General features: G+C 36.5%; 7 protein-coding genes. All 7 read left to right on the top strand.

All coding sequences use genetic code 11. The features are described from left to right. Positions 1-12: 12 nt before the first annotated feature. The 7 genes from DM397_RS01320 to DM397_RS01290 are packed head-to-tail and all read left to right on the top strand — an operon-like array spanning position 13 to position 13,730. Positions 13-2,295, top strand: coding sequence for a glycoside hydrolase family 127 protein (locus DM397_RS01320; RefSeq protein WP_111375833.1), 2,283 nt, complete (start codon positions 13-15; stop codon positions 2,293-2,295). 42 nt (positions 2,296-2,337) lie between these two features. Then, positions 2,338-3,915, top strand: coding sequence for a glycoside hydrolase family 43 protein (locus DM397_RS01315; protein WP_111375832.1), 1,578 nt, complete (start codon positions 2,338-2,340; stop codon positions 3,913-3,915). Between the two features lie 22 nt (positions 3,916-3,937). Further along, positions 3,938-5,860, top strand: coding sequence for a glycoside hydrolase family 97 protein (locus DM397_RS01310; RefSeq protein ID WP_111375841.1), 1,923 nt, complete (start codon positions 3,938-3,940; stop codon positions 5,858-5,860). A 6-nt stretch (positions 5,861-5,866) separates the two neighbouring features. After that, on the top strand, positions 5,867-8,461 hold the full coding sequence (locus tag DM397_RS01305) for a glycoside hydrolase family 31 protein (protein ID WP_111375831.1): 2,595 nt from the start codon (positions 5,867-5,869) through the stop codon (positions 8,459-8,461). Continuing rightward, positions 8,458-10,932: a glycoside hydrolase family 31 protein gene (locus tag DM397_RS01300; RefSeq protein WP_111375830.1), complete on the top strand. Its 2,475-nt coding sequence runs from the start codon at positions 8,458-8,460 to the stop codon at positions 10,930-10,932. The genes DM397_RS01305 and DM397_RS01300 overlap by 4 nt, the downstream gene beginning before the upstream one ends. A 52-nt stretch (positions 10,933-10,984) precedes the next feature. Beyond that, the gene (locus DM397_RS01295; RefSeq protein ID WP_111375829.1) at positions 10,985-12,322 is read left to right on the top strand and encodes a glycoside hydrolase family 43 protein; all 1,338 of its coding nucleotides are present in this window, start codon (positions 10,985-10,987) and stop codon (positions 12,320-12,322) included. Positions 12,323-12,359: 37 nt separating this feature from the next. Beyond that, positions 12,360-13,730 carry a glycoside hydrolase family 43 protein gene (locus DM397_RS01290; RefSeq protein ID WP_239457765.1) on the top strand — a complete coding sequence of 457 codons (1,371 nt, stop codon included), beginning with the start codon at positions 12,360-12,362 and terminating at the stop codon, positions 13,728-13,730. Positions 13,731-13,900 lie beyond the last annotated feature (170 nt).

Raw genomic sequence — 13,900 nt, 5'->3', positions numbered from 1 at the left:
ACTCAATTTATAATGAAAAAGACAATTTTATTTTGCCTATTCGCCCTATTGATAGGAGCCAAATTATCGGCTCAAATGAAGCTATTTGATTTAAGCGAAGTAAAATTAAAAGAAGGGCCATTTAAAAATGCTCAAGATGTAGATCTAAAGTATATTTTAGCTTTAGACCCGGATAAACTTCTAGCACCGTATTTATTAGAATCTGGGCTTCCGCCAAAGGCAGATCGTTATGGCAATTGGGAAAGTATAGGATTGGATGGGCATATCGGCGGACATTATCTTTCGGCTTTAGCTATGATGTATGCATCTGCAGGAAACAAAGAGCTTAAAGAGAGGTTAGATTATATGCTTTCAGAATTGGCGCGCTGTCAGGCTAAAAACGGGAACGGTTATGTTGGGGGTATTCCGCAAGGCAAAGTTTTTTGGGATCGAATCCATAAAGGGGATATTGACGGAAGCAGTTTTGGACTCAACAATACTTGGGTTCCTATTTATAACATCCACAAACTTTTTGCTGGTTTAATTGATGCGTATCAATACACTGGAAGCAAGCAAGCGAAAGATATAGCAATAAAACTTGGAGATTGGTTTATAGAATTAATCGCACCGCTTTCTGATGGACAGATCCAGAAAGTTTTGGCAACAGAGCATGGAGGCATTAATGAATCTTTTGCCGATTTGTATGCCATTACAAAAGATAAAAAATACCTTGAAACGGCCGAAAAATTATCGCATAAAGCCTTATTGAATCCGTTATTGCAAAAAGAAGACAAACTCACAGGACTTCACGCTAATACTCAAATACCAAAAGTGGTTGGTTTTGAAAAGGTTGCCGTCCTTTCTGATAATAAAGAATGGTCAGATGGCGTGCAATATTTTTGGGATAATGTGACCCAAAAACGCACAGTTGCATTTGGAGGAAACAGTGTTGCAGAACATTTTAATCCAATTAGCGATTTCAGCGGTATGGTAAAATCGAATGAAGGGCCAGAGACCTGCAATTCGTATAATATGGAACGTCTTGCCAAAGCTTTGTTTCTCGATAAAAATGATGTGCGCTATCTGGATTTCTACGAAAGAACACTTTACAATCATATCCTTTCAAGCCAGCATCCCGAAAAAGGAGGTTTTGTATATTTTACGCCTATTCGCCCAAATCATTACCGCGTGTATTCTCAGCCTCAAACAAGCATGTGGTGCTGTGTGGGAACGGGACTTGAAAATCACGCCAAATATGGAGAATTAATTTACAGCCATTCGCAAAATGATCTTTTTGTAAACCTTTTTATTCCTTCAATTTTAAGATGGAAAGAAAAGGAAATAGAGGTGGAACAAACCACAAAATTTCCTTACGAAAATGAGACAGAATTAGTTTTAAAACTTAAAAAAGCAAAACACTTTGCTTTGAATATCCGTTATCCAAAATGGGCTGAAAGTTTTGAAATATTAGTGAATGGAAAAGAACAAAAAATAGCATCTAAACCCTCTGAATATGTTGCGATTTCAAGAAAATGGAAATCAGGAGATAAAATAAGTGCCAGATTTAAAACATCAATACATTTAGAAAATCTGCCAGACGGATCCAATTGGAGTGCATTTGTCAAAGGGCCAATTGTGCTGGCGGCCAAAACTTCAACAGAAGGATTAGACGGTTTGTTTGCAGATGACAGCCGAATGGGACACGCAGCAAGAGGGAAATTTATGCCGCTTGATAAAGCCTATGCATTGGTTGGGGACAAAGCCGATTATATATCAAAACTTAAAGAAACAGGGAACTTAAGATATAGCTTAGATTCATTGGAATTGGAGCCTTTTTTTGAAGTGCACGATGCCCGTTATCAAATGTATTTTCAGACGTACTCCAAAGAAGAATATAAAGAAAAGCAGGAATTGCTGAAACAGCAGGAAATTGAAGCTATGGCTCTTGAAGCCAAAACAATAGATAAAATAAATTGCGGAGAGCAGCAGCCAGAAGTCGATCATTTGTATAAAGGTGAAAAAAGCAATTCGGGTTACGAGGATGGGAAGTTCTGGCGAAATACACGTGCTTATATCTCTTATCAAATGCTGAACAAAAACAGCAAAGGCCAGTTTTTGCAAATCAGTGTTTTAGATGAATTCAACAGTGATAATATTACTATTCTCATTAATGAAAAACCAGCTGTAATAACATCATCTGATAAAAAGACAATCAGCATAAAAATAGATGACAAGGAAGTGCTGAATATTAAAATTCTGGCAAAAGAGGGAAAAATCAGTCCGAAGTTCTCTCAGCTTAGAATTGTAACGGATTAACACATAATATTTCCTTTAGAAAGGTCAAAAATCGAAACCGAAATGAAAACAAAAGATTTTATATATGCCGTTCTGGTAATTGTATTGAACATACTGACAAACCAAGCTCAAAAAGGCAAAGCCCAGAACCCCATTATTTTTGCAGATGTCCCCGATTTATCTATAATCAGGGTTAATGATGCTTATTATATGAGCAGTACCACAATGCATATGAATCCCGGAGTTCCTATTATGAAATCTAAGGATTTAGTGAATTGGCATTTGGTTAATTATGCCTATCAAACCTTAGAGGATCATGATGACCGACTGAATTTGGATCATGGCAAAAACGACTACGGAAGAGGTTCATGGGCAAGCAGTCTGCGTTATCACAATGGTGTGTATTATGTAAGCACTTTTTCAGGAACGACAGGAAAAACCTATATATATTCCACAAAAAATATTGAAAAAGGTCCATGGAAGAGAACTGTTTTAAACAATTCCTATCACGACCATTCTCTTTTCTTTGATGATAATGGAAAAGTGTACTTAGTTTGGGGAGCAGGAAAAATTCAAATTGTAGAATTAAAAGAAGACTTATCAGAAGTTAAAGAAGAAACTAAGAAAGTTTTAATAGAAAATGCCAATGCTCCTGCGAAGAGCGATATCATGCTGCCGGCAGAAGGATCGCAGCTTTTTAAAGTTAACGGAAAGTATTGCTTATTTAATATATGCTGGCCCAAAAACGGCATGCGCACGGTAATTATACACAGAGCCGATACTATTGCAGGGCCATGGGAAGGAAAGATTGGATTGCAGGATTTGGGCGTTGCTCAAGGCGGACTTATTGATACGCCAGACGGCAGATGGTTTTCGTATTTATTTAGAGATGCAGGAGGCGTAGGACGTATTCCGTATCTGGTTCCTGTAAAATGGGAAAATGGCTGGCCAATATTGGGCGAAAATGGTAAAGTGCCTCAAAATTTAAATCTTCCAGCCAATAAAAGCTTAATTCCTGGAATTGTAAATTCAGATGAGTTTAATCGTAAAAAGGGAGAAAATGATCTGCCTTTGGTCTGGCAATGGAATCATAACCCAGATAACGCAAACTGGTCTGTCAAAGAAAGAAAAGGGTATTTAAGATTAAAAGCATCCAGAATAGACAGCAGTTTTACTCAGATAAAAAATATTTTGACACAGAGAACTTTTGGACCTGTATGTTCGGGAACTGCTATGCTTGAGCTTTCAAATATGAAAGAAGGAGATTTTGCTGGACTTTCGCTGCTGCAAAAAGATTTTGGCTTGGTTGGAGTAAAAGTAGATCAGGGAGCAAAAAGAATTGTGATGATCGATGCTGAAAAAGGAAATCCAAAAGAAGTAGAGAGTGTTCCATTAAATCAGGACAAAATATATTTTAAAGCCGAATGTGACTTTAGGAGTCAAGCAGATCAGGGAAGATTTTATTATAGTTTAGACGGCAAAAAATGGATCAGCATTGGAAAATCCATTAAGATGCCGTATACCATTCCGCATTTTATGGGCTACCGATTCGGTTTGTTCAATTACGCTGCTAAAACTGCTGGAGGTTTCGCCGATTTTGATTATTTCAGAATTGATGGAAAGATTTCAGAAACGAAATAATCCTTATAAAACGCATAATAAAATGAATATAAAATTTAGATTCAGTCTAGCTTTGTTTCTGTTTACGATTGCTTATTCGTATGGACAGAAAGCAGTTTTGACTTCTCCCAATCAAAAAATAGCGGTTAGATTATTTGACAGTCAGAATACTAATTCTGGAAATTGGTATTTGCAGGTGAATTACGGCAATAAAGACAAACATGATGAAATAATTCCAAAAATAGATTTGGGAATTGTACGAAACGACCAGACCTTTTCAAAAGGCTTAAAATTAAAAAAGATCGGCAAATCTGCGCTTATTAAAGAGCAGTACAAAGCATTGCACGGCAAAAAATCGGAACGTTCCAATACCGCAAATGAAGTGGTTTTGTATTTTGAAAATGAATCGAAATCCCATTTAAATATAATTTTGAGAGTGTATAATGATGGTGTGGCATTCCGTTATGAATTTCCAGAAAAACAAGGAACTTATACCATTTCAGATGAGTTAACGGCTTATTCTATTCCCGAAAGTACAGAAAGATGGCTGGAAAAGTTTGATTTGTCCAATGAAGGGCTTTACACTAGTATGGACAATGGAGATGTACAGCAGGACTGGTGTTATCCAGCGTTGTTTAAAGCAAAAAATAGCCCTTGCTGGTATCTGATCCATGAAGCCGATTTAGACCGGAATTATGCTGCTTCTAAACTGGCTAATACCCAAAATAAAAACCAGTATAAAGTAACGCTTCCCGGAACAGAAGAAGGCGTAGGAGAGCCTTTTGCTAAAATAACATTGCCTTGGAAATCGCCTTGGAGGGCTGTAATTGTGGGAGAACTTGGAGATATTGTCAAATCTACTTTGGTGGATGATGTGTCTAAACCTTCTGTTTTAAATAAAACAGATTGGATTCAGCCGGGTGTTGCGTCATGGAATTATTGGTCAAGTAACCACGGAACAAAAGACTATAAAACCGTAACCCAATTTGCCGATTTAGCAGTGGCCATGAATTGGCCATATACACTTTTGGATTGGGAATGGGATCAGATGGAAAATGGCGGCAATTTAGAAGATGCCATAAAATATATTCATTCAAAAGGAATTAAACCTTTAATGTGGTACAATTCAGGTAAATTTAAATGGATCACTTCAACGCCTATTGACCGAATGCTGACTCACGAAAACCGAGTTAAGGAATTTGAAAAGCTTAATAAACTTGGCGTTTACGGGATAAAAGTTGATTTCTTTCTAAGTGAAAAACAAGAAATCATAAAGTATTATTTGGATATTTTAGAAGATGCGGCGAAGTATAAAATCATGGTCTATTTTCACGGATGTTTGGTGCCGCGTGGATGGCAGAGAACTTATCCGCATCTTATGACTTACGAAGCTGTCCGTGGAGCTGAATGGTACAACAATGGGCCTGAATTAACCGCAACGGCAGCAGAACATAATAATACATTGGCTTTTACCCGTAATGTCGTAGGATCAATGGATTACACTCCGGTAACTTTTACCAACTCACAATTTCCTCATATTACTTCTTATGGCCATGAACTGGCATTAAGCGTAATTTTTGAATCAGGAATACAGCATATGGCAGATAGACCCGAAGGTTATTACGAATTGCCAGATGCAGCCAAAACATTTTTGAAACATGTTCCCGCCTCTTGGGATGATACTATTCTGCTTGACGGGTATCCAGGAAAATTTACCGTTATCGCAAGAAGAAAAGGAGCAGATTGGTTTATTGGCGGTATTAATTCTGGAAGAAAAGAAAGAAACCAGAAGTTGAAATTTGATTTTTTGCCAGATGGACAAACGTTTAAGCTCACTTTAATTGCTGATGGAAATCATGATAAAGCTTTTTCAACGCAATATTTATTAGTAGACAAAACAAGTTCGGTAGAGGTGAAAATGTTACATCAGGGAGGTTTTGCAGCGATGTTAGTGGTAAATAAATAATGGTGTATGTTTTTTAAACTTAAGCTTATAGCTCCTTTTTTTCTGATATTTTTATTTGGTTTTAAAAATATAGATAAAAGTTATATTCTCGAAAAAGACCGTCTTTTGATTCCTTTAAAAGAGGGAATGCTGCATATTATTCCTCTAACGGAGAATTCGGTTAGAATTCAGTTATACACCGAAAACACAAAAGAACTGCAAGAGCTGATTTTGGTAGAGAAGCTTGCTGTTCCTGTTTTTAAAGTTGCAGAAAGCAATAAAGAAATTCAGTTAAAGACTAAAAGTTTAACTGTTGTATTTGATAAAGAGGAAAAAAGTTTAAAGTTTAAAGATAAAGAGGGGAAAATATTCTTAAGTGAAAAAAGTGCGGGTAGAAAAATGACGTTAAACGATGCAAATGAATATGCATCTTTTACAGTCGAACAGCGTTTTGATTCGCCAGACAACGAATTTCTTTTTGGTTTAGGCCAATTTCAAGACGGGCATTATAATCTGAGAAACGTCAGTCGAAAATTGACACAGGTAAATACTCAGATTGCCATTCCTTTTTTGTACTCCAATAAAGGATACGGAATTTTATGGCATCAGTATGGCTTAACAGAGTTTAATCCAAATGACAATTTTATTGCGCTTTCTAAAGAGATTAAATCTTCTGAAAAAGGAAAAGAAGAAGAGGTGACAACAACTTCTGGAACCCAGAAAGTATTGCAGAAAGAAGTAGTTTACAAAGGGAAATTTAATTTAGAAAGAGAAGGACAATATTCTATTATGCTGGATTTGGGCGATATGGACAATAGGCATCTTGTTATAATTGACGATAAAAGAGTAATAGACCAGTCCAATTTATGGTTGCCGCCGGCCGTTAGTGAGCTTTTAGATTTAACAGCAGGAGAGCATGAGGTTAAGATAATCTGCAATTCGGCTAATACCCCAAAGCTTTCTTTTAGAAAAACGGATAATTCAACAACTTTTCGATCAAGTTCTGCTCAATGTCTGGATTATGTTGTTTTTAAAGGCAAAAATGCAGATGAGGTAATTGGCGCCTACAGAACCGTTTCGGGTAAATCGCCATTGTTGCCTTTATGGGCATATGGCTTTTGGCAGTGCCGTGAACGATATACTTCAAGCGACCATTTAATTAATACAATTAAAGAATTTCGAGCACGAAAACTACCTGTAGACGTTATAGTGCAAGATTGGCAATATTGGGGTGATAACGGCTGGGGCGTACCTCAGTTTGATGAAAAGAATTATCCAAATCCGTTGGGTTTTATAAAAGAATTGCATGACTTAAATGCTCATTTTACTGTGTCGATCTGGTCAAACCCTGATAAAAATTCTGTTATAGGAAAACAATTTGATACAAAAGGATTGTACATTCCTAATGCAAAATGGTTGGATTACTTTAATCCTGAAACACAAGAAAGATATTGGAATACCTTAAACGATAATTTGTTTTCTAAAGGGGTAGACAGCTGGTGGATGGATGCAACTGAACCTGAAAACGATGCACTCGTTGGTACGATAACACATCAGGGGCCGGGAGATTTTTATCGTCTTACTTATCCGCTTTTTGTTAGTGAGTCGGTTTATGAAGGCCAGCGAAAAACAAATCTTCAAAAACGTGTAGCCATTTTAACCCGTTCAGCATTTGCAGGACAGCATCGATATGGAACCATAAATTGGTCAGGCGATATAGGCGGAAACTGGGATAGTTTTAAAAGACAGATTGTTTCTGGAATGAATTTTACTTTAACCGGAATGCCTTATTGGACAACCGATATTGGCGGTTTTTTTAGACCTGGCGCCGGACAATACACAGATGAAAATTTCCATGAATTATTAACCAGATGGTTTCAGTGGGGGGCATTCAGCACCATTTTCAGAATTCATGGCTATCAGACCGAAACAGAGCCTTGGAAATATGGATCTAAAGTGGAAGAGAATATGAGAAGAATGCTAAATCTTCGCTATACGCTAATTCCTTATATCTATTCTGAAACTTCAAAAATAAAAGAAGGATCAACTTTTATGAGGCCTCTTGTAATGGATTTTCAAAATGATGAGAATGCGGTAAATCAGCCTTATGAATATATGTTTGGAAGTTCCATATTAGTGGGGCCTATTACAGAGGCAGGAATAAAACAATGGCAGGTTTATTTGCCTAAAGATACAAATTGGATAGACTTTTGGACTGGAAAAATCTTTAAAGGAGGTCAGAAAATAGAAATAAATGCTGAAATAGATAAAATCCCACTATTTATAAAAGCGGGGTCAATTCTGCCTTTTGGCCCTGAAATGCAGTACACAGCTGAGAAAAAATGGGATGATCTTGAAATAAGAATCTACGAAGGAGCAGATGGTGAATTTACGCTTTATGAGGATGAAGGAGATAATTACAATTATGAAAACGGATCTTATTCGTTAACTAAATTCGAGTGGAAAAATGCTGAAAAAAGATTGATAATAAATGCAGTTAAAGGTTCATTTAAAGGCATGCTGAAGACTCGAAAATTTAATATTGTTTTAATAGGTTCAAAATCAGAGGTAAAACCAATTGAGGTTGAATATTCAGGTAAAAAAGAAAATTTTAGGTTATGAAAAAGAAATATTCATTAGTACTGGCTCTTTTTATAATGGGTTTGTATGTTAATGCGCAGTCTTATCAAAAAACAGGATTAGGATTGAAGACAGTTATCAATTCTACCGTAATTGAAATTCAGTTTTACAGTCCGCAAATTGTGAGAGTGATAAAGTATCCTGAGAAAAATACCTTTGAGAAAAAGAGTTTATCGGTAATTAAAGAGGCTGAAAAAACAAAACTTGTTATAAGTGAAAACGGTAGAGCAGTTCGAATTAAAAGTAAAGTAATGCAGGTAAACCTGAATTTGCATTCAGGCAAAATTTTATTTGAATCTTTGTCAGGCGCAGTTTTATTAAATGAAAAAGAAAGAGGAGCAGTGTTTACCAATTTTAACGACACAGGCAATAAAACGTTCACCGTAAATCAGTCATTTGTATTAGATCCAAAAGAGTCTATTTACGGCTTAGGAATACTTCAAAATGGAAAAATGTCGCAACGAAACCAAAAACTGCATATGGTTCAGAATAATACATGGGATTTTGTTACTTTTTTCCAATCTGACAAAGGCTACGGATTGTTTTGGGATAATTATTCCCCAACAGATTTCAATGATAATGCTGAAGAAACCTCTTTTAAGTCAGAAGTGGGTGATGGCATTGATTATTATTTCATGCTTGGGAACAACGCTGACGGTGTTATTGCCCAAATGCGGGACTTAACTGGCCATGTTCCAATGTTTCCAAAATGGACTTTTGGTTTTTGGCAGAGTAAAGAACGTTATAAAAGTCAGAATGAAATAGTAGAGGTCGTTAAGAAATACCGCGGTCTCGGTGTTCCATTAGATGGTATTATCCAGGATTGGCAATATTGGGGAGATAATTATCACTGGAATGCAATGAGTTTTCTAAACCCTGAATTTTCTAAACCCGAAGAAATGGTAAATGACATTCATAAATTGAATGCACATCTTCTTATATCCGTATGGTCATCTTTTGGTCCTGACACGCCTCAATTTAAAGAAATGAAGGAAAAAAATATGCTGTTTGATTTTCAGACATGGCCGCAGTCTGGAAAAGAGGCATGGCCGCCAGATATGAATTTTCCTTCTGGTGTAAAGGTCTATGATGCCTACAATCCAGAAGCAAGAGACATTTACTGGAATTATTTAAACAAAGGATTATTTTCTTTAGGAATAGATGGATGGTGGATGGACTCGACAGAACCTGACCATTTGGATTTTAGACCTGAAGATTTGGACGCTAAAACATTTTTAGGATCTTTTAGAAAAGTGAGAAACGCGTATCCATTAATGGCAGTTGGCGGGGTTTACGATCATCAGCGCCAATTCTCATCGGCAAAAAGGGTTTTTATTTTAACACGTTCGGCTTTTGCAGGACAGCAGCGTTATGGAGCCAACACATGGTCTGGAGATGTTAATTCTTCTTGGGAAACCTTACGAAATCAAATTCCGGCAGGGTTAAATTTTTCTCTTTGCGGTATTCCATATTGGAATTCTGATATTGGCGGTTTCTTTGCTGGAAGCTACAATACCAATTCAAATGATGGTTCGGGTGCAAAAAATCAATACTATCAGGAACTCTATATACGCTGGCTGCAATTTGGAGCTTTTACACCAATGATGCGTTCTCATGGTACTGATGTTCCAAGAGAGATTTATCAATTTGGAAAAAAAGGAGAACCCATTTATGATGCTATCGAAAAAACAATCAACCTGCGTTATATGCTGCTTCCTTATATTTATTCGAATGCATGGAAGGTTACAAAAGAGCATTCTAGTTTTATGCGTGCTTTAGTAATGGACTTTAAAGATGAAAAGGTTAAAGACATGAACAACGAATATCTGTTTGGACAATCGATTTTAGTAGCACCAGTTGTTAACGCGCAATATACTCCCGAAACAATTGTTAAAACAAACGAAGATACGGGATGGAATAAAAAAGAGAGAGATGAATCTGCAAAAAATGCTGTTGTAGATTTTAATGAGAAAAAAATAAAAAAAGTCTATCTGCCAGACGGAAGTCTATGGTATGACTTCTGGACAAACAAGAAGCACAGCGGAGGTCAAGAGATTGATCAAGAAACTAAAATTGATCAGATTCCTTTGTATGTTAAAGCGGGCAGTATTATTCCTCTAGGACCAAAAGTTCAATATGTAGAGGAGAAGAAATGGGATAATCTTGAAATAAGAATCTACGAAGGTGCAGATGGTGAATTTACGCTTTATGAGGATGAAGGAGATAATTACAATTATGAAAACGGAAAGTATGCTACAATAACGTTTAAATGGAATGATTTAAAAAGAATCCTAACCATCAATAAGCAGCAGGGATCGTTTTCTGAGATGATAAAGCAACGCAGATTTAAAATTATAAAAATATCTTCAGATCACTTGGAATCAGATGCATCTGCAAAGGAATTGGAAAAAACAATTAGTTACAACGGAAATCAAATTTCGATAAAGCTGTAAGGAATAATAAAATATCAAATCAGATAATTCAAAATTTTTTAAATTAAATATTATGAATAAAAGCACCCATAAAATTATAGTTTTCTGCTCTCTTATAATGATTTCTTTTCAAGGAATTGCCCAAAGTGATATTAAGCAAAAGCCGATAATCCAGACAAAATATACCGCTGATCCAGCCCCAATGGTTTACAAGGATACTGTTTTTTTATATACTTCTCATGATGAAGATGATGCGGAAGGTTTCAAAATGCTTGACTGGCTTTTGTATACTTCCACAGATATGGTAAACTGGACCGATAGGGGAGCTGTAGCCTCTTTAAAAGATTTCAGCTGGGCAAGACAAGACAACGGAGCTTGGGCCATTCAGACGATTGAGCGCAATGGCAAATTTTATCTGTATGCACCGATGCATGGAAATGGAATAGGGGTTTTAGTATCAGACAGTCCTTATGGGCCTTTTAAAGATCCATTGGGAAAACGATTAATAGATACTGATCATAAATGGAATGATATTGACCCATCTCCTTTTATAGACGATGATGGACAAGCCTATTTGTATTGGGGTAATCCGGATGTTTATTACGTAAAATTAAATAAGGATATGATCTCTTATTCGGGCGATGTTGTAAAAGAACCAACTAAACCGAAGAATTATCAGGAAGGCCCATGGATTTACAAAAGAAACAAACATTATTATATGTCTTATGCTTCAACCTGCTGTCCGGAAGGAATTGGATATGCTATGAGCAATTCTCCAACAGGACCGTGGGAATACAAGGGAATGGTCATAGAAGCCAGCGAAAAAACAAGAGGGAATCATCCGGGAATTATTGATTATAAAGGAAAATCGTATGCTTTTGGGCATAGTTATGATGTTATAAAAAGACAAACTTCTACATTTTATGAAAGACGCTCGGTGGATCTGGATGAAATCATTTATAATCCTGACGGAACGATAAAAACACTGTCGTATTTCTCCGTTGATGGACCTGCTGCTGTAGGAGATATTAATCCTTTTAGCCGTGTTGAAGCTGAAACAATTGCTTGGAGTGAAGGTGTGAAGTCAGAGAAAAAGGATCAAAAAGGAGTTTTTATAACCCAGATTGACCATAATGATTACATAGAAGTTAAAGCAGTTAATTTTAAGAAATCACCAAAAGAATTTTTAGTAAATGCATCTTCTGTTTTGGGAGGTAGAATAGAAATACATCTAGATGATAAAGATGGAGCGCTTTTAGGAGTGTGCGATATAAAAAATACGGGAAGCGCGAATAATTGGAAAGATTTTGCCTGTAAGGTTAAAAACGTAAAAGGTCTTCATAATGTCTTTTTTGTATTTAAGGGAGAAGGAAAATCCATGTTTAATTTAGACTGGTGGACTTTTAAATAATTTTTATTTCTAGTTTAAAAAGTAAAAAATAAGGAAAATGTCATATAAAATTAATGTAAAAAAATTAAGGTTTTTAGCAGCATTTAGCATTTCTGTATGCGGTTTTGCTCAAAACCCTATCGTACAGACTAGCTATACAGCAGATCCGGCGCCAATGGTTTACAATAATAAACTGTATTTGTATACTTCGCATGACGAAGACCATTCGACTTGGTTTACCATGAATGACTGGAAATTGTACACTACAGATGATATGGTAAACTGGACAGATCATGGAGCGGTATTATCGTATAAAGATTTTAGCTGGGCAAAAATGAATGCTTGGGCAATTCAATGCATAGAAAGAAAAGGCAGATTTTATTTGTATGCTCCAATTACAGATAATCAAGGGCGAAATGGGATTGGCGTAGCAGTTTCAGACAGTCCGTATGGGCCGTTTATAGATCCGTTAGGAAAACCTTTGGTGCAAAATAGTGACGCCGATATTGATCCGACTGTTTTTATCGACGATGATGGACAGGCTTATTTATTGTGGGGCAATCCGGTTTGCCATTATGTGAAATTAAATGAAGACATGATTTCTTATGCCGATGTGGTAAAGATATTTCCAAATACAATTGAATCGTTTGGAAAGCGTACCGGAAAAGAAGATCCGCGCAGACCTACCACTTACGAGGAAGGGCCGTGGCTTTACAAAAGAAACAGATTATACTATCTGTTTTTTGCTGCCGGACCAATTTCTGAGCATATAGGATATTCTACAAGCAAAAGTCCGCTTGGGCCGTGGAAATATCAAGGAGTTGTAATGCCTACGCAGGGTGAAAGCTTTACCAATCATCCTGGGGTAATAGATTTTAAAGGAAAAACGTATTTCTTTTATCATAATGGCGCTTTGCCAGAAGGCAGCGGTTTTACCAGATCTGTGGCAGTTGAAGAACTGCAATTTAATTCTGACGGTAAAGTCAAAGAAATGAATATGACAGAAGGCATCAAAAAAGGAATCGCTACTCTGAATCCGTATGCTAAGTCAGAAGCAGAAACGATAGCTTGGTCTAAAGATGTAAAATCAATGCAGAATAAGGAAGTAGGCGTCTTCATAACTGCTATGAAAAACAATGCCTTCACGAAAGTTAAAGATGTTGATTTTCGTGAATCGGGCGCTTCAAAATTTACAGCTCGTGTAGGTACTACGCACAATGGAAATGTATCAATGGAAATTAGACTTGATAGTCTGGAGGGAGAATTGATAGGAACAGTAAAGGTTCCTATGACGGGAGGAAATGATAGGTGGGCTCTGGTTACAGCAGATATCAAAAAGGTTTCTGGAGTGCACGATCTTTATTTTATATACAAAGGCAATGCCGCTGAAAAAATCATGTATTTTGATTATTGGATGTTTTCGAAATAACATTTTTAGCTAACCCTACTTCAGTAAAAAGAGTTTAATCATTACAAAAAGAAAAATCTTCAAAGGTTATGAATCTTAAAAAAATAATATTTTTATGTTTAGTTAGTTTCTTTAAACTAAACGCCCAATCAGTGGTAAAAAGTCCGGACGGAAAACTTGCGGTGTCGGTT

Source organism: Flavobacterium nitrogenifigens, from assembly GCF_003254565.1.
Taxonomy (GTDB): domain Bacteria; phylum Bacteroidota; class Bacteroidia; order Flavobacteriales; family Flavobacteriaceae; genus Flavobacterium; species Flavobacterium nitrogenifigens.
This window is presented reverse-complemented; position numbering and strand designations above follow the sequence as displayed.

Excerpts from the sequence above, each read along its gene's own strand:
- DM397_RS01305 (WP_111375831.1), top strand. The coding sequence starts at position 5,867 with ATGTTTTTTAAACTTAAGCTTATAGCTCCTTTTTTTCTGATATTTTTA.
- DM397_RS01320 (WP_111375833.1), top strand. The coding sequence starts at position 13 with ATGAAAAAGACAATTTTATTTTGCCTATTCGCCCTATTGATAGGAGCC.
- DM397_RS01300 (WP_111375830.1), top strand. The coding sequence starts at position 8,458 with ATGAAAAAGAAATATTCATTAGTACTGGCTCTTTTTATAATGGGTTTG.
- DM397_RS01315 (WP_111375832.1), top strand. The coding sequence starts at position 2,338 with ATGAAAACAAAAGATTTTATATATGCCGTTCTGGTAATTGTATTGAAC.
- DM397_RS01290 (WP_239457765.1), top strand. The coding sequence starts at position 12,360 with ATGTCATATAAAATTAATGTAAAAAAATTAAGGTTTTTAGCAGCATTT.
- DM397_RS01310 (WP_111375841.1), top strand. The coding sequence starts at position 3,938 with ATGAATATAAAATTTAGATTCAGTCTAGCTTTGTTTCTGTTTACGATT.
- DM397_RS01295 (WP_111375829.1), top strand. The coding sequence starts at position 10,985 with ATGAATAAAAGCACCCATAAAATTATAGTTTTCTGCTCTCTTATAATG.